The 18,092-nt window shown below is 39.1% G+C and carries 10 protein-coding genes and 1 pseudogene; 10 read left to right on the top strand and 1 reads right to left on the bottom strand.

Features of this window, described 5'->3' with window-relative positions; all coding sequences use genetic code 11:
- Positions 1-79 precede the first annotated feature (79 nt).
- From H3001_RS05975 to H3001_RS05930, 10 genes are all read left to right on the top strand, one after another.
- Positions 80-1,039 carry a FecR family protein gene (locus tag H3001_RS05975; RefSeq protein ID WP_181214384.1) on the top strand — a complete coding sequence of 320 codons (960 nt, stop codon included), beginning with the start codon at positions 80-82 and terminating at the stop codon, positions 1,037-1,039.
- Positions 1,040-1,221: 182 nt separating this feature from the next.
- A complete protein-coding gene (locus tag H3001_RS05970) occupies positions 1,222-4,542 on the top strand; it encodes a TonB-dependent receptor (RefSeq protein WP_181214383.1) in 3,321 nt (1,106 codons plus the stop codon).
- Between the two features lie 10 nt (positions 4,543-4,552).
- The gene (locus H3001_RS05965) at positions 4,553-6,106 is read left to right on the top strand and encodes a RagB/SusD family nutrient uptake outer membrane protein (RefSeq protein ID WP_181214382.1); all 1,554 of its coding nucleotides are present in this window, start codon (positions 4,553-4,555) and stop codon (positions 6,104-6,106) included.
- 114 nt (positions 6,107-6,220) lie between these two features.
- Entirely contained in the window at positions 6,221-9,139 is a 2,919-nt protein-coding gene (locus H3001_RS05960; RefSeq protein ID WP_181214381.1) for a GH92 family glycosyl hydrolase, read from the top strand.
- Between the two features lie 87 nt (positions 9,140-9,226).
- On the top strand, positions 9,227-10,378 hold the full coding sequence (locus H3001_RS05955) for an alkaline phosphatase (RefSeq protein ID WP_181214380.1): 1,152 nt from the start codon (positions 9,227-9,229) through the stop codon (positions 10,376-10,378).
- A gap of 8 nt (positions 10,379-10,386) precedes the next feature.
- Positions 10,387-11,997, top strand: coding sequence for an MGH1-like glycoside hydrolase domain-containing protein (locus H3001_RS05950; protein ID WP_181214379.1), 1,611 nt, complete (start codon positions 10,387-10,389; stop codon positions 11,995-11,997).
- A 75-nt stretch (positions 11,998-12,072) separates the two neighbouring features.
- Positions 12,073-13,503 carry a glycoside hydrolase family 125 protein gene (locus tag H3001_RS05945; RefSeq protein ID WP_181214378.1) on the top strand — a complete coding sequence of 477 codons (1,431 nt, stop codon included), beginning with the start codon at positions 12,073-12,075 and terminating at the stop codon, positions 13,501-13,503.
- An 11-nt stretch (positions 13,504-13,514) separates the two neighbouring features.
- Positions 13,515-14,483 carry an ROK family protein gene (locus H3001_RS05940; RefSeq protein WP_181214377.1) on the top strand — a complete coding sequence of 323 codons (969 nt, stop codon included), beginning with the start codon at positions 13,515-13,517 and terminating at the stop codon, positions 14,481-14,483.
- 426 nt (positions 14,484-14,909) lie between these two features.
- On the top strand, positions 14,910-16,811 hold the full coding sequence (gene dnaK / locus H3001_RS05935) for a molecular chaperone DnaK (protein ID WP_181214376.1): 1,902 nt from the start codon (positions 14,910-14,912) through the stop codon (positions 16,809-16,811).
- A 226-nt stretch (positions 16,812-17,037) separates the two neighbouring features.
- Entirely contained in the window at positions 17,038-17,871 is an 834-nt protein-coding gene (locus H3001_RS05930) for a DUF3828 domain-containing protein (protein ID WP_181214375.1), read from the top strand.
- A 12-nt stretch (positions 17,872-17,883) separates the two neighbouring features.
- Here the strand turns inward: H3001_RS05930 and H3001_RS19400 are convergent.
- A pseudogene (locus tag H3001_RS19400) lies at positions 17,884-17,964 on the bottom strand (Crp/Fnr family transcriptional regulator); the annotation flags it as partial.
- Between the last annotated feature and the right edge of the window lie 128 nt (positions 17,965-18,092).

Here is an 18,092-nt window from a genome sequence, read left to right as displayed (position 1 = left end):
GCAAAAAAGACATATTCCTTTTAGGGTAAACTACTCTAAAAGGAATATTCTTTATGTAAAGCTAAAAACACAATATAACATGAAAGAAGAAATATTGATCCGATTCATCCAAGGAACTTCCAATATGAAAGAAACTCAAATGGTGATGCAATGGATTAATGCAAGTAAAGAAAATGAAAAACGTCTTTTGGAAATGCAGCATATATTAAATGCATCTTTAGAGTGGGACTCTATTTTTCAGGATTTGGAAATGCCTGAAAAGAGTTCTCAAAAACTCTATCACTTCCAATGGAAAAAAATTGCTACAATTGCAGCCTCTGTATTAATACTCCTATCAGGAGGATGGATGTTGGCATGGAAAACTTTGCAATATCAGATATCACAACATATGCCTCTTGCAGAATGCATACAAGTTCCGGCACAACAACGTCTTGATTTAACGCTCTCTGATGGAACCAAAGTATGTCTAAATGCAAACTCAACCTTACGATTTGACAATGACTGGACTCGCAAGGAAAGGAGAGTATTTCTTGATGGAGAAGCTTATTTTGAAGTCGCTCACGACAAAAGCAGGCCCTTTATCGTAGAGACTAATACATACGATATACAAGTATTGGGAACTACTTTTAACGTAAATGCTTATCAAAAAGAGGGAAACTTTGAAGTTGCACTTATTGAAGGATCCGTACAAATTAATGATAAAGAAGAACATAAACTCCTACAACTGAATCCCAATGAAGAGGCTGTGTTAAGTAACGGATATTTGGCTAAACATCAAACACAGGATAAAGATCAATTTAAATGGACTGATGGAATACTGGCATTCAATAATGAATCATATGAAACTATATTCAAAAAGTTAGAAAATTACTATAATGTTGAAATAACAATAAAAGATGCAACGATTAGCCAATATTATATTACAGCAAAATTCTATGTAGACTCCGGGTTAGAACATATCCTGAAAATTTTGCAACAATCCAACAAATTCCAATATACATGGAATAAAAAAGACAATCATATATCTGTAAGTCTTTAATTTACGCATAAAAAAAATCACACATCCATACCTTTATAATTATAATACTGTAAACTATAAATAATCTATTTGCAATATTTATGCAAAATAAAGATAAGACCTTTGTACCACAAAAAACGAAAAACAAGTATATATATTTCTATAAAAACGAATTCAATAATTAACCTTAGAGTGACGTAATGATGAAAAAAAGATTTTTTAGTTTATTAGGTGCAGCTTCTATTGGATTGAGCCTTTCAGCTTCAATGCAGGGAATGCCAATCACACTTCAAGGGGACAAAGTCTCATTAAGTTCGGTTTTGTCACAGATAGAAAACCAGACCGACTTGTTCTTTGCATATGACGAAAATGCAATTAACTTAAACCACCCCGTCTCTGTAAATATTAAGGAACAGTCGCTTGGTGCAGCATTAAGTTCTTTATTTGAAAACACTACCATCGGCTATGAAATCGAGGGGAAAAACATTGTGCTTTTTTCAAAACCAGCCTCTGGCATCACAGCCAATGCGCCAGTTAAAAAAGCAAGTGGAACTGTAATAGATAATTCTGGAGTTCCTGTAATTGGAGCCAGCATCCAAATAAAAGGTTCAACAACCGGAACAATTACAGACATTGACGGTAAATTTACATTGGACGTTTCCCCCAATGATATCTTAGTTGTCTCTTATATTGGATATGCCACTCAAAACATTAAAGTAGGTAATAAGACCTCTTTTAATATCGTTTTAAAAGAAGATAACAAAACATTAGATGAGGTAGTAGTTGTTGGTTATACCACACAGAAAAAAGCAGACCTTTCTGGAGCAGTCGCTTCAGTAAAAATGGATGAAGTAGGTGACATGGCAGTAACCGGTATCAACCATGCCTTACAAGGAAAAATGTCAGGCGTAACCGTTTATCAGACAAGTGGTGCCCCAGGAGCCTCTGCATCAATTCGTGTTCGTGGCTTAGGAACCATTGGAAACAATGACCCTCTTTACGTAATTGACGGCATGCCAGCCGATAATATGAATGATGTAAATCCCAGTGACATCGAACGTATTGATGTATTAAAAGATGCAGCATCTGCTGCCATCTATGGCTCTCGTGCTGCCAATGGAGTTGTCATTATCCAAACTAAAAAAGGTAAAAAATCAGAAAAAATAAATGTAACCTTCAATACTCACCACGGCTTCAATACAGCTACTAAAAAAATCAATCTGCTAGATGCAGCCGGACGTAATTTAATTCATACCGAAGCCTATCAAAACGACGGTCTGGAAGTTCCTGAATATTATACTTCCCCCATAGGATCTGTAACTCGTACCGATTGGCAAGATGAAATTTACTCAACAGGATATACAGGAAATTATGATTTAGGTCTTTCTGGTGGATCAGAAAGAGCACGCTATAATGTGGCCTTGGGATATCTGGACCAGAACGGTATATTGAAAAACTCAGGATTCGATCGTGTCAACTTCCGTGTCAATACAGAAATGGACATCACCAAAAACTTTAAGTTTGGAGAAAATTTAATGATTACTCATTCAGTACAGAGTATTGTACCCACATATGGTGCAGGAGGTGCTATTTCCGGAGCTTTAGTATTTGACCCTTCAGTCCCTGTATATACGGAAGATGGTGGATACAGTGGTAGTGGAGAATTAGGTACTGACATGCGCAATCCGGTATCTGTACTCGATAGAGCAGACAAAAAGATAACCCGAGACCGTATTTTTGGAAATGTATACGCACAGTGGGAAATCGTAAAAGGTTTGACGCTGAAAACAGATTTCGGGTATGACTGGTCACAATGGCAAGAAAAAGAATATAACGGCATCGTTCCTGAGCAAGGTCGACCTAATACAGTAGCAGAATTAACTCAGCAAGACTGGCAGAGTACGCGCTGGATGAATACTACAACTTTAAAGTACGACGGTACATGGGGAAAACATAAATTAATGCTTATGGGAGGATGGTCATATGAAGATTACCGTATGAACTTCCTGAATGCCCGAGGTACTGGATTCACCTCAGACGATGAGTCTCAACGCTTTTTGGAATGTGCATCTACTGTTGCCTGGTTGTTAAGTGGCCGTAAAGAGTGGGCACTAATGTCTGGTTTCATGCGTCTGGATTATTCTTTCTCTGATCGTTATTTATTATCAGCAAGTTTCCGTGCCGACGGTTCCTCTAAATTCGCAAAGCAGAATCGTTGGGGATACTTCCCTTCAGTATCAGGTGCTTGGAGAATATCTGAAGAAGCATTCTTTGAAGATGCGAAAGAAACTATACAAAACCTGAAATTACGTGCCAGTTGGGGACAGTTGGGTAATCAAAACATCTTTGACTATTATCCCACTTATTCAAAAGTAGTAAATACTCAAGATGACGACGGTTACTACGTAGTCTTTGGAAAAGATGAAAAATATACCGGAGGACGCTACGAAGCATCTATCGCCAACAAGGATATTAAATGGGAAGTAACCACACAGGCCAATGTGGGAATTGACCTGACTCTATTCAACCATTTGGATATTACTGCAGATTATTTCCAAAAGAATACCTCTGACGTATTGCTGCAAGTGCCAATAACAGCTATTTCTGGTGTGGATAGCGAACCTTGGGTAAATGCAGGAAAAGTACGTAACAGTGGTTTCGAGTTCAGTGCTTCATGGAATGGTGAAAAGAATGGATTTACTTATAATGTATACGGTAACTTCAGTACTATAAAGAATGAAGTAACTTCACTAGGCAACGGAAGCGAAGCCATCTTTGGAGGAAGCTATGGAGGCAGCAATATTACGCGTACGGTAGTTGGAGAGCCTATGGCACACTTTTACGGATATAAAACTGATGGCATCTTTAAAGACAAGGCTTCTGTAGATGCTTATAATACAAAATATAATAAAAACGCTCAAATTGGTGACGTAAAGTTTGTGGATCTTAATGGAGATAATGTAATTGATGACAATGATAAGACAAATATCGGAGATGGTTTTCCTGATTTCACATACGGATTTGGCTTTGATGGTTCATATAAAGGGTTCGATTTATCCTTGTTCTTCCAAGGCGTAGCCGGATATGATATTTTCAAGGCAATCAACCGTGAAGGTATGTTCGCACGCAGATCATATAACCAATTTGGGGAAATCTTAGACCGTTACCATCCGATCAATAATCCTAATGGTAATCTTCCACGAGTTACTTTCGAAGATCCAAATGGTAATGCACAAATGTCTGATTTATATGTAGAGAACGGAAATTACCTAAAACTTAAGAATATAACTTTAGGATATACTTTACCCAAATCTATAACAACAAAACTGGGTATGCAAAAACTCAGATTCTATGTAACGGCACAAAATGTCTTTACAATTACCAAATATTCGGGATACGACCCGGAATTGGGTGAAACTTATGCGGATACCCCAGATGCCTACGGAGTTACCGAACTGGCTGTCGACCGCGGACAGTTTCCTCAAACAAGATCATTTATTATGGGTGTAAACATTAATTTCTAAATATAAAATTATGAAACTACGAAATATTTTTTATTTATCATGTTTTCTGCCATTAATTGCTTCTTGTTCGCAGGACAGAGAGCCATATGGATTGGCAGGTTTATGGGAATCTGAAGGAAATGCTCAAAAAGGTCTGGATGCTGCATACCAGCCTTTCTATGAAGAAGAAGGATATGGACGAGGACAATGGTGGGCTGGTCCGTTGAGCGATGATATGCGTGTAAACCGAGATAAACCAGAAATTGAACGTATGGCGAGATTCAACGAGGTTTCCAATACATCTGGTGGAATGCGCGATAACTGGGTTATCATGTATAAAGTAATTCGCAGAGCCAATGATGTGCTTGCCAATGTGCCCAATATCGATATGCCAGAAGCCAAAAAACGTATTATGTTAGGTGAAGCTAATTTTTTATGCGCCTATGCCTATTTCCACCTTGCTAAACGATTTGGCGGACTACCCTTTTATGACTTGAACGACCCACAAAACTTCAACAAACCGCGTGAGACCAAAGAACAGACTTATAAGAATATTGAAAAATATCTGCTGGCAACCATCGACTATTATAAAGATATTGATGGAGCACCTTTGTGGGAACGCTCCAACGAAGATTGGGGACGCCCCAATTTAGGTGCAGCTTATGGTTTATTGGCAAAAGTATATGCTCACTGGAACAAAATGCCTGAAGCTAAAGCTGCAGCCTGGGAAGTAATTAATTCTGGCAAATATGAATTGGATCAAACGGGAGGAAACGGATTTGATCATCTGTTTTCTTTAGATGGAGAAAAATCCAATGAAGTTTTATTTAACCTGACTAATCTTCCAACCCGAAATTACGGAACCATTACTTCTACCGTAACAATGTCAGGTTTCTTAACAGGAGGAAAAGGATGGTATTATTTTGCCCCAACGCAAAGTTTGAGAGATGCATTCGAAGAAGGCGACTTGCGCCGTAAAACCACATTGGTTGGTGATGGCGACAAAGTTACCTACATCGGCAAAGAGTTTACCTTAAGTACAAATCCGGAAAATGGAAATATTCGTGATATGACTACCGGATGGATGTGTGTGAAATATTCAAATGCTTATAAAAAGCTAGGACAATGGGAGTGGGAAAGCGGTGCTGATGTACCACTGTTACGCTATGCCGATGTATTATTGATCTATACTGAAGCATTGATGGCTGAGAAAGGATTAAATGGTAAAAACCCCAATCAGCAAACATCTGATGAAAATATATTGAAATACTTTAATGAAGTGCATGTAAGAGCATTTGGCAACGATGAAAGCAAAAAGATGACATCCATCAATTTCTGGAATCTGGTTAATGAACGTCGTTGTGAATTGGCATATGAGGACGAACGTCATTATGATTTAGTGCGTTGGGGACTGGCAAAGCAGGTTTATGCGGACAAAGAAAAAGATCCATATGGAGGACGTACTTTTGATCCTGCTAAAGATGCTCACTTACCACTGCCTCAAATCGAAATCGAAAACAGCAACGGAGTATTAATTAACAATCCAGCTCCGGGGTATTCTGATTTCGGAACTCCCGCACAATAATTGATAAATTTAAATAAACAGATTAGATTTGTTATAAACAGATTGCAAGAGGGGATAACATCATACTATTTATAGAATAGAAATGTTATTCCCTCTCCTATCGAAAATACACCTATGAAAAAAACTTTGTTATTCCTTGCTTGTCTTTCTTCACTGAACCTATGGGCTGACAATGATACCCAGAAGATAACCGACTACGTAAATCCTTTTATTGGCACAGGCTTTCATGGACACACTTATCCAGGAGCAACCGTTCCTTTCGGAGCTGTACAGTTAAGCCCTGATACACGCACAGGAGACTGGGATGCCTGCTCAGGCTATCATTATTCAGACTCCACATTATTAGGATTTTCACACACACATCTTAGTGGTACAGGATGTATTGATTTAGGAGACATATTATTCAGACCTACAATCTCATCATTTGAAGAAGGGAAACCACTATATACTCCTGCAAGATTTTTACATTCTTCAGAAAAAGCAACTCCTGGATATTATTCCGTAAAACTGGAAGAGGAAAACATTTTCGCTGAATTAACAGCAACTACTTACGCAGGAATGCATCGCTATACTTATCCCAATGGAAAGAATGCATATGTAGTTATTGATTTAGCACATCTTTTGACAGATGAATTTATTTATGAAGCAGAACTGGTACAGACCCAAAAGAATGAAATTACAGGAATGCGTCGTACACGAGGATGGGTAGATAACCAGTATGTATATTTTGTCGTGCAATTTGATGCTCCCATTGCAACGCTTCAACTGTTCAATAATGGGAAACCATCAAAAAACAAAAAAGCTTTGTCAGGTCAACAAATACAGGCACTACTTGGATTTCAGAAAAGCAGACAAATAATAGCTAAAGTCGGTCTATCAAATGTCAGTATTGAAAATGCACGTATGAATTTAAAACACGATATTGAAGGCTTTAACTTTGAGACAGTACGTCGGCAGTCTTCGGAAATTTGGGAGAATAAATTGAGCCAAATTAAAATTGAAGGTGGAACAGATGCAGAACGTACCAATTTCTATACAGCTTGGTATCATGCGCTGGTTGTACCTAATATAACAAGTGATATTAATGGACAATATAGACGGCACGACATGAAAATTGCCTCGCTACCTTCTGAAAAAAAAATGTATTCCACTCTTTCTTTATGGGATACATTTAGAGCTTGGAATCCATTGATGACATTGATAGATACTTCTTTGGTCAACAATATGATCCATTCAATGCTTGAAATGTATGATGCATCCGGAGAATTACCCATGTGGCCACTTGCATCCGGTGAAACTGGTACCATGATCGGTTATCATGCTGTATCAGTCATTGCAGATGCATATATGAAAGGTATTCGCGGATTTGACGCAGAAAAAGCATTGAAAGCAATGATTGTATCGTCAGAAAAAAATAAAAAGGGATCAGACTATTATATCAAATACGGATTTATACCTTCAAATATCAAAAAGGAATCTATCTCCTGCCTGCTAGAATTTGCCTATGATGATTGGGCCATTGCACAAATGGCTAAAGCCATGGGTAAACAAGATATTTATGAAACTTATATCCGTCGTTCACAGAATTACGTAAATGTATTCGATGGGAATACAAAATTCTTCCGTGGTAAAAGAATGGATGGCAACTGGGAGTCTGTATTTAATCCATTTGAAGTGGGACGAGACTATACAGAGGCCACTGCATGGCAATACCGTTTTTTTGTCCCACATGATGTAAATGGTTTAATCCAACTGTTTGGTGGAAAAAAGGAATTTACGGCTTGTTTAGATTCTCTATATACCGTAACTTCTAACATTGATGGACATCTATCGGATATTACTGGGCTAATTGGACAATATGTGCATGGCAATGAACCAAGTCATCACATGGCTTATCTATATAATTTTGTCGGACAACCCTGGAAAACTCAAGAGATGACACGCAAATTGTTAGATGAAATGTACAGTCCTACGCCAGAAGGTATAATCGGAAATGAAGACTGTGGTCAAATGTCTGCATGGTATATATTGTCATCACTGGGATTTTATCCAGTATGTCCGGGCAGTAATGAATTTTGTTTGACAACGCCTCTTTTTGACACTGTACAGCTAAAATTGAGCAATGGAAACACATTAACAATCAAAGCTAACAATCCTTCACGCAATAAATACATTGAGAAAGTTACATTTAATGGTCAGGTAATTGATAAAAATTATATCTCTTACGAAGTACTAATGCAAGGAGGAGAATTATTGTATACACTGACTGACCAGCCCGATTATAATCGTGGAACTCAGCCAGAAAGTTTTCCTTACTCATTTACTCAAAGTAAAGTTGTATCTGTTCCTTACGTGGATAAGGATTTAAATTTATTCCTCAATTCAATTAACGTACAACTGGCTACAACAACTGAAGAAAGCACTATACATTATACATTGGACGGAAGCGAACCAACAATATCATCTCCAGTGTATAATCGCCCGATTCAACTTGATAAGACAACCCTTCTGAAAGCTAGAGGTTTCAAAGAAGGTTATACCCCAAGTCAAACCTTGACAATCCATGCCACAAAAGCAGAATTACTTCCCTCCGTAAATGCGGAAGGCAAGCTACAAGGTACCACATATACATACTTCGAAGGATACTTCCAAAAAGTAGAAGATTTGCCGAAAGGCAAGCTAATAGAAAAAGGAATCATGACTGAACCTTCCATCAGACAAGCTCGCCAAGAAGACCATTTTGGATATATCTTTGAAGGAGTCATCAAGATACCGGAAGATGGAGTATACACTTTTGGAACAAAATCGGATGATGGTAGTGTACTTTACATTGACGGACAAAAAGTAGTAGACAATGATGGTTCTCATGCCGCCATAACTGCCACGGGACGGATTGCATTGAAAAAAGGATTTCACACTTATCGATTGCTTTATTTTGAAGATTACGAAGGAGAACATTTAAGTTGGGAATGGACTCTTCCTGGAAAAACAAAAGCGGAAAGTATCCCGATAGAAGTTCTCTTTATCGAATGAATCAAAACCAAGGAATCTTTATCTTAATTATTCATAAAACATAGTCTGTAGAACACACTACAAACTATTCATTAAAAACTTAGACCCATGAAAACATTATTTTCCAAACTTTGCTTATCTTGTGTAATAGTAGGTTCTGTCATTTCTAATTCTACAATTATTGCACAAAACTCTCGTACAGATAAACTTCAGACCTATGTATTAGAGAATCCTTATCACGTTGAAAAAATTATTTCCCCAACTGGGAAAAAAGTCAAAAATGTAATTCTGATGATTGGCGACGGCATGAGTTTGATGCATATTTATTCTGCATGGACTGCTAACAGAGGAAAACTATACATTGAAAATGCTCCGGTAACCGGATTATTCAAAACATACTGTGCCAATAAATTAATCACAGATTCAGGCGCAGGAGGCACAGCTTTAGCAACAGGAGTTAAGACAAAATATCACTCCGTTGGTGTAGATGTTAACGGACAACCTGTGCCTTCATTAATTTCATTGGCAAAAGACAAAGGACTATCAGCAGGAATAGCTGTTACCTGCCGTTTGTGGGATGCTACCCCAGCCGATTTTTGTTGCCACAATGTTGACCGTGACAACGAATATGAAATTATAGCTGATTACGTAAACTGTAGAGCAGACTACGTTGTCGGAGGTGGAGCCCAAAAATTTGAAAATCGTCCTGACGGCAGGAATATTTTCAAAGAACTGGAGAAAAAAGGATACACTATTGCTAAAAGTTGGGAGGAATGTCAGAAGCTGAACAGTGGAAAAATCTTTGCGGTAACCGACTCCGTAGATACTCCACTACCAGCTGAAAGAGGTGATCGGCTTGCACAATCAGCCCTCAAAGGCATGAATTTATTAAGCAAAAATAACAAAGGATTCTTTATGATGATTGAAGGATCACAATTAGATGACTACGGTCATTTTAACGATTTGGATTTATTAATGCAAGAAACACTGGATTTTGACCGTACTATCGGAGAAGTCTTCAAATGGGCTGCACAAGATGGAGAGACATTGGTTGTCATTACTGCAGATCATGAAACCGGAGGTCTGACCTTACTGGGAGGAGACAAAGACAAAGGTGAAATTCAATGTAAATTTTCAACTACCGATCATTCTGGAGTAATGGTTCCAGTGTATGCATTTGGACCTGGATCAGAAATGTTTACCGGTATTTATGAAAATACTGCTATCTTTGATAAAATAAAGAAATTATTAAACTTATAATCCGATTTATGAAAAAATATATCCATCTGGCTTTATGTCTTACAATAGGATTTTTTTCTATAAATGGGACTGCTCAATCTTGTGGGAACGACAGTCTATACAAGATTCCCTATAAAGATACCTATGCAAAGTCTCCATTGGTAGCAGAAAATACCTATCGTATAGCCCGGCCAAACTATACTGTTTTACCCAAAGACATAAAAGAAGCCCGGCAAATCCTCCCTGCCCCTATATGGGAAGGACATGAAGAAGAGCTTCTCATGTATTGGAGAGCCTGGGAAATCGCAATCGGGAACATCCGGAATCCTCAACCCAATTCTGGTTTTGTGACTCCCTATATCGACACAGCCTATAACGGAAATATTTTTATGTGGGATTCTTCCTTCATCTTAATGTTTGCACGCTATGGAACCCGCTTTTTCCCTTTTCAACAGACCTTAGACAATTTTTATGCCAAACAGCATCCCGACGGATTTATCTGTCGAGAAATCAAGGCTGACGGAGCAGACTGTTTTGAGCGTTATGACCCTGTCAGTACAGGGCCCAATCTCATGCCTTGGTGCGAAATGGTATATTTCCATCAGTTCGGAAATACAGAACGGCTTCATAAGATTTTTCCTGCACTTTGCGCCTATTACAAATGGCTAAAACTGAATCGTACATGGAGAAACGGCACCTACTGGTCAAGCGGATGGGGAACTGGAATGGACAATATGCCTCGTGTTAAAAATGAATACAACATGATATACAGCCACGGACATATGATTTGGCTGGATACCAATCTGCAACAGCTTTTCACAGCCAACCTGCTGCTTGAAATGGGATTCTATCTCGAACGTTGGCAAGAAATCGAAGAACTGGAAGATGAAGCCAATGCTCTGAAACAATATATTCGCGAAAATTTATGGGATAAGGAAACAAACTTTCTGTATGATCAATATGCAGACGGCTCTCTTTCTAAAACAAAAGGAATCGGAGCATACTGGGCCTTATATTCTGATGTTTTGAATAAAGAGCAAATAAGATATCTGGTAAACGAATTACAAAATCCAGCTACTTTCAATCGCCCCCATCGTGTTCCGTCGCTTTCGGCAGATAATCCTCGGTATAAAGCTAATGGACGGTACTGGCAAGGAGGAGTATGGCCAGGAACCAACTATATGGTAATTAATGGATTATTGCTAAGAGGTTTCAGAAAAGAAGCCCATGAAATAGCCCAGAATCACTATAATCAGATATTTAAGGTTTTCCAAAAAACTGGTACTTTTTGGGAATATTATGCACCTGAATCAAATGATCCAGGCTTTATGGCAAGAAAAGAGTTCGTAGGATGGACAGGACTAGCCCCTATCGCCGGACTTATTGAACATATCATTGGCATCCGGGGAGATTTCGTGCAAAAGCAAATTACCTGGGATATAAATTTGACGGAAACCAATGGTATTGAACGCTATCCATTTGGTCCTGACGGACTGATATCTTTCAAAGCACATGCCAGAAACTCTGTCAATGAAAAGCCTGTAATAGAAGTAGAATCAAACATCGAATTTGAATTACTTGTCCGTTATGGAAATCAGGAAAAGACATTTCAAGTAAAAACTGGAAAAAATAAATTCTAACCCTGAACAAAGTAAAGTAGATTCCGGAAATCAATCGGAATCTACTCTTGCTGTCCTTAAAATAAATTACATAATATGAAAAAACACAATTGGATTTTAGGAATTGTACTGGCCTGTAGTCTGTCTCATGCAACAAGTGGATTTTCACAAACCTCGACAGATGAAAAATACGAATCAAAACGCCCAACTGTCGCAGACCGACATTTTACCTCGGAAGTAGTAGAAAAGCTAATCGAGCAAATTAAACAAGATATTACAGACCCCAAACTACGCTGGATGTTTGAGAACTGTTATCCAAATACATTGGATACAACAGTAAAATTTCAAATTAAAAACGGGCGTCCTGATACATTTGTCATCACTGGAGATATCCACGCAATGTGGCTTCGTGATTCCTCTGCCCAACTTTGGCCTTATTTACAATTGATGAAAGATGATAAACAGTTGCAAGCACTTATAGCCGGACTCATAAATCGGCAAGCTGAATGTATCCTGCTGGACCCTTACGCCAATGCCTTTAATGACGGTCCTATTGGAAGCTACTGGGAAACAGACTATACCCAACCGATGAAAAAGGAACTGCACGAACGCAAATGGGAACTGGATTCATTATGTTATCCTATTCGAATAGCTTATTTCTATTACCTTCTCACTGGAGATACTTCCGTGTTTGACAGCACATGGCACAATGCCATGCAACTGGCTGTAAAGACCATGAAAGAGCAACAGCGTAAAAACGGAAATGGCCCCTATAGTTTTGCACGTAACTGTGAAAGGCCTACCGATTCACAGATAAATGGAGGATTCGGAGCCCCGATAAAACCTAATGGCATGATTGTATCTTCTTTCCGTCCTTCCGACGATGCTACCCAATATGGTTTTCTGGTTCCTTCAAACATGTTTGCAGTGGTATCACTACGGCAGCTGGCAGAAATAGAGAATAAGGTATATCAGCACACTGAATTTGCAAAAGAATGTACAGATCTGTCAGATGAAATCGATAGAGCCATTCAAAAATATGCAATAGTCAATCATCCGGTATGTGGTAAAATTTATGCTTTTGAAGTGGATGGTTTTGGCAACAGTTTATGTATGGATGACGCCAATGTACCTAGCCTTCTTGCTGCTCCTTATCTTGGATATTGCTCTCAAGATGATCCATTATATCAAAACACGCGCAAGTTCATCTGGAGTGACAACAATCCGTATTTCTTTTCAGGGAAATCGGGAGAAGGTGTGGGAGGACCTCATGTTGGACTAAACTATGCATGGCCTATGAGTATCATAATCAAAGGTCTGACCACCGACGACACAAATGAATTAAAAGACTGTCTGACTTTATTAAGAAACACGGATGGCAATACTGGGTTCATGCATGAATCATTCAATGTGAATGATGACAATGACTTTACCCGTTCTTGGTTTGCATGGACCAATACTTTATTTGGAGAATTGATTGTAAAAATTCATAATAACCATCCTGAATTATTAAAAACTACGTTTTAAAAACAAGGCGAATGAAAAAATATGTAATCGGATTTGATTTAGGAGGTACGAACTCCGTATTGGCACTTGTAGATAAAGAAGGAAATGTATCAGAACAAGTTTCTTTCAAGACCAACGAGTTTCCTGATATCGAACAATATGTAAAACAATGCACAAAAACAATCACTGAACTCATCCAGAAAGCAGGAGGTAAGGAATATATAGCTGCGTTGGGTATTGGAGCTCCAGATGTAAATTACTGGAGCCGTAGCATAGAAAATGCAACGAATCTTCCTTGGAAAGGAATCGTACCATTGGCTGATAAAATTGAAGCAAAGACAGGCATAGTCACCTTTATCACCAATGACGCAAAAGCTGCAGCACTGGGAGAAATGCTTTATGGGGCAGCACAAGGAATGAAAGATTTCATTATGATTACACTTGGCACAGGTGTAGGCAGTGGAATTGTAGTAAACGGAGAACTTGTTTATGGCAAACGAAGTTTTGCTGGTGAATTAGGACACATGTCCATAAGACCAGAAAACGGACGTATTTGCCCATGTGGTAGAATTGGATGCCTAGAAGCTTATTGTTCTGCAACTGGAATGGTACGAACAGCAATAGATTTTTTGAAAAAAAGCGGTAAAGAAAGCTCACTCCATACCCTCCCTATTACTTCTATTACCTCTAAAGATATATATGATGCTGCAATGAAAGGAGACCAAGTTGCCAAAGAAATTTTCGAATATACAGGAAAACTTTTGGGTGAAGCTTTGGCTAATTGTGCGACATTCTCAGACCCCGAAGCTTTCATTTTATTCGGAGGATTAACTAAAGCCGGAAGTTTATTGCTGGAGCCAACTATATGCACCTACAAGAAAATGGTTTTTGAAAATTATCGCAATACAGCGCAGATTATTTTATCAGGACTGAAAGAAGCAGATGCTGCGATTCTCGGAGCAGCAGCTTTAGCTTGGACTAAAATTGAAAAAACAAAATAAACAAGTAATTCAATCATTTATAAATAATCAATCTTTATATAAAGCATCAACTTCAAAACTTGCAGCAAGCAGTTTCAAATAAACCTTGCAATTAACTAACTCAGTTTTATCAGGATTCATAAAGTTCATTTATGGATCCTGATATTTTTTTATGACCTTTAGTAGCCTTCAATTTACAATACCCTCGCCCAATCCCTCTCACCTTAAAACCATCCCTGCCAGTCAGCCACACTGCCAAAAAAGAAACGGTTTTGCCATAAAATGCACGCTTTGTCATAAAAAGTCCGCCAAATTGGCAGTTGATGTCATTTATATTCCCCCGAAAAATCATGGCACGGCATTTGTTTTATATAAGGCGTGACGCTTCGAGTTACAGAAGCGGCAAAATAAACTAAATGTTGAATAAAAATAAAAATAGATATAATTATGGGAAAGATTATTGGTATAGACTTAGGAACTACAAACTCATGTGTAGCAGTATTTGAAGGTAACGAACCTGTAGTAATCGCTAACAGCGAAGGTAAGCGTACAACTCCTTCTATCGTAGGTTTTGTAGATAACGGTGAACGTAAAATCGGTGACCCTGCAAAACGTCAGGCAATCACTAACCCGACACGTACCGTTTACTCTATCAAACGTTTCATGGGTGAAACTTATGATCAGGTAGCTAAAGAAATTTCTCGAGTTCCTTACCCAGTGGTAAAGGGCGACAACAATACTCCGCGTGTTGACATCGACGGACGTTTGTATACTCCGCAGGAAATTTCAGCTATGATTCTTCAGAAAATGAAAAAAACAGCTGAAGACTATCTGGGACAGGAAGTAACAGAAGCCGTAATTACAGTGCCTGCATACTTCTCTGACTCACAGCGTCAGGCTACTAAGGAAGCTGGTCAGATTGCTGGTCTGGATGTAAAACGTATCGTTAACGAACCGACAGCAGCTGCTTTGGCTTACGGTGTAGACAAGGCTAACAAAGATATGAAGATTGCCGTATTCGACCTGGGTGGTGGTACATTCGATATCTCTATCCTGGAGTTCGGTGGCGGTGTATTCGAAGTATTGTCAACTAACGGTGATACTCACCTGGGTGGTGATGACTTCGACCAGGTAATCATCGACTGGTTGGTTCAGGAATTCAAGAACGATGAAGGCGCTGACCTGACTCAGGATCCGATGGCTATGCAGCGTTTGAAAGAAGCAGCTGAAAAGGCTAAGATTGAATTGTCTTCTTCAACTTCAACTGAAATCAACTTGCCGTACATCATGCCGGTAGCCGGTGTTCCAAAGCACTTGGTTAAGACTTTGACACGTGCTAAGTTCGAACAGTTGGCACACAACCTGATCCAGGCTTGTCTGGAACCGTGTAAGCGTGCAATGAGCGATGCCGGTCTGAACAACTCAGATATCGACGAAGTCATCCTGGTAGGTGGTTCATCTCGTATCCCTGCTATCCAGAAACTGGTAGAAGATTTCTTCGGAAAAGCTCCTTCAAAAGGTGTAAACCCGGACGAAGTAGTAGCAGTAGGTGCTTGTATCCAGGGTGCCGTACTGAACAAGGAAGCCGGTGTAGGCGACATCGTATTGTTGGATGTAACTCCGTTGTCAATGGGTATTGAAACAATGGGTGGAGTCATGACAAAACTGATTGATGCCAATACAACTATTCCTTGCAAGAAGAGCGAAGTATTCTCTACAGCTGCAGATAACCAGACAGAAGTTACCATCCATGTATTGCAGGGTGAACGTCCGATGGCTGCACAGAACAAGTCAATCGGTCAGTTTAACCTGACAGGTATCGCTCCGGCTCGTCGTGGTGTTCCTCAGATTGAGGTAACCTTCGATATCGATGCCAACGGTATCTTGAAAGTTTCTGCAAAAGATAAGGCAACAGGTAAGGAACAGGCTATCCGTATCGAAGCTTCATCTGGTTTGAGCAAGGAAGAAATCGACCGTATGAAGGCAGAAGCTGAAGCAAATGCAGAAGCAGATAAGAAAGAAAAGGAACGTATCGACAAATTGAACCAGGCAGACAGCTTGATCTTCACTACTGAAAATCAGTTGAAAGACCTTGGCGATAAGTTGCCGGCTGACAAGAAAGCTCCTATCGAAGCGGCTCTGCAGAAACTGAAAGACGCTCACAAGGCACAGGATTTGGCAGGTATCGATGCTGCAAGCACTGAACTGCAGAATGCATTCCAGGCTGCAAGCGCTGAAATGTATGCTCAGACAGGCGCTCAGGGCGGTGCTCAGGCAGGTCAGTCAAGCCAGTCTGGCTCAAACGACAAGAGCGACGTACAGGACGCTGATTTTGAGGAAGTAAAATAATCTGTAACAAATAGATAGAAGAGATTCCGTATAATCCGAAAGGGTTATACGGAATTTTTTTATGCTTTGATACTTAGTATATATTGGCTAAAATGACAAATAAAAAAGTGTAGTCTTCATACTTTGTGGGGATTTTTGTATATTTGTGTAGATTAGTTTGAAGGAACTACGAACAAGAATGTTTCCAATTGTACAACCTGGCGATGCAGTCTAATTATATTATACCATGAAAAGAAGGTTTATATTTATATCTGTTTTGTTGTTTTGTTTTAGTGCTATCTGCTCCGGTGCATGCATAGATGAAATTAAAATATTCTATACGAGCTATATGGCGAATATTTTAAATGTGGATTCAACCAATGAAACACTGTGCAGGAAGTATTTAACTGAAGAAATGGCTGCCAAACTCCAAAGAATGCGTAATGCTACGGGAGGAGATCCGATTATACGGGCGCAGGATATGAATTCAGATGCAATTAAGACATTGAATGTAAGAGAAATTGCAGACGATTGGTATATGGTAAGCTATCTTTGGAATGAAAAAGATAGTGCTAGTCTGGTGGAGATTCCATTAAAAGTGGGGTATGTGAATGAAAAATGTAAGATAAAATATATTACTCCCATTGAAAATGGTACTCAATATGGAGATGAGTGGTTGACCGGTTTTGAAAATACAGCTTCATATAAAATAGATAGTTCGTCGGGAGAATCATTGGTCGAAAGTTTTTATAAACTTTACTTGGCTACCTATTGCAGCATGTGCAGCGATTTGAATTCCAAGTTGCAGTCTTTGCGTTTGTCTAATCTGTCTCACACAGCTTTAGAACAATTCAAGGGGGTAGAATTAGAAAATTTGCAGGATGGCTTCGGGGGCTATGACCTTTTGATTACGAACTTTGATTTCGACTGTATGTGGTTTCACAGTCTGAAGGTTGTTCCGTTGGAGCCTGATAATTATCAGGTTACTTATCAGGCTGGGAAGTATATGCATCAAATAAATATCCAGACGGTATACCGGGACGGTAGATATTGGATTAATGCCATCACCGGAGTTCGATAAGCATTCATACCGTTATTTCTTCTTGCTCAGTTCCGCCCGTATACGACTGAGCGACTGAGGTGTAATAAACAAATAAGAAGCGATGTGCTTCAGCGTAAGTTTCCAATTTTAGGGTGTCCCCTTTTAGACGGGCGCCAGCAGGCACCCGTCTAAAAAAGAGTCCACAAATTTAACGATTATTATTTGCATATTGTCATGGGAAGAAGGTTTTCGTAATCCGT

The organism is Phocaeicola faecicola (genome assembly GCF_013618865.1).
Lineage (GTDB): Bacteria > Bacteroidota > Bacteroidia > Bacteroidales > Bacteroidaceae > Phocaeicola > Phocaeicola faecicola.
Note: the sequence above shows the minus strand (reverse complement) of the source record. Positions and strands in the feature narration are given on the sequence as shown.

Excerpts from the sequence above, each read along its gene's own strand:
- H3001_RS05965 (WP_181214382.1), top strand. The coding sequence starts at position 4,553 with ATGAAACTACGAAATATTTTTTATTTATCATGTTTTCTGCCATTAATT.
- H3001_RS05950 (WP_181214379.1), top strand. The coding sequence starts at position 10,387 with ATGAAAAAATATATCCATCTGGCTTTATGTCTTACAATAGGATTTTTT.
- H3001_RS05970 (WP_181214383.1), top strand. The coding sequence starts at position 1,222 with ATGAAAAAAAGATTTTTTAGTTTATTAGGTGCAGCTTCTATTGGATTG.
- H3001_RS05940 (WP_181214377.1), top strand. The coding sequence starts at position 13,515 with ATGAAAAAATATGTAATCGGATTTGATTTAGGAGGTACGAACTCCGTA.
- H3001_RS05955 (WP_181214380.1), top strand. The coding sequence starts at position 9,227 with ATGAAAACATTATTTTCCAAACTTTGCTTATCTTGTGTAATAGTAGGT.
- H3001_RS05945 (WP_181214378.1), top strand. The coding sequence starts at position 12,073 with ATGAAAAAACACAATTGGATTTTAGGAATTGTACTGGCCTGTAGTCTG.
- H3001_RS05960 (WP_181214381.1), top strand. The coding sequence starts at position 6,221 with ATGAAAAAAACTTTGTTATTCCTTGCTTGTCTTTCTTCACTGAACCTA.
- H3001_RS05930 (WP_181214375.1), top strand. The coding sequence starts at position 17,038 with ATGAAAAGAAGGTTTATATTTATATCTGTTTTGTTGTTTTGTTTTAGT.
- dnaK (WP_181214376.1), top strand. The coding sequence starts at position 14,910 with ATGGGAAAGATTATTGGTATAGACTTAGGAACTACAAACTCATGTGTA.
- H3001_RS05975 (WP_181214384.1), top strand. The coding sequence starts at position 80 with ATGAAAGAAGAAATATTGATCCGATTCATCCAAGGAACTTCCAATATG.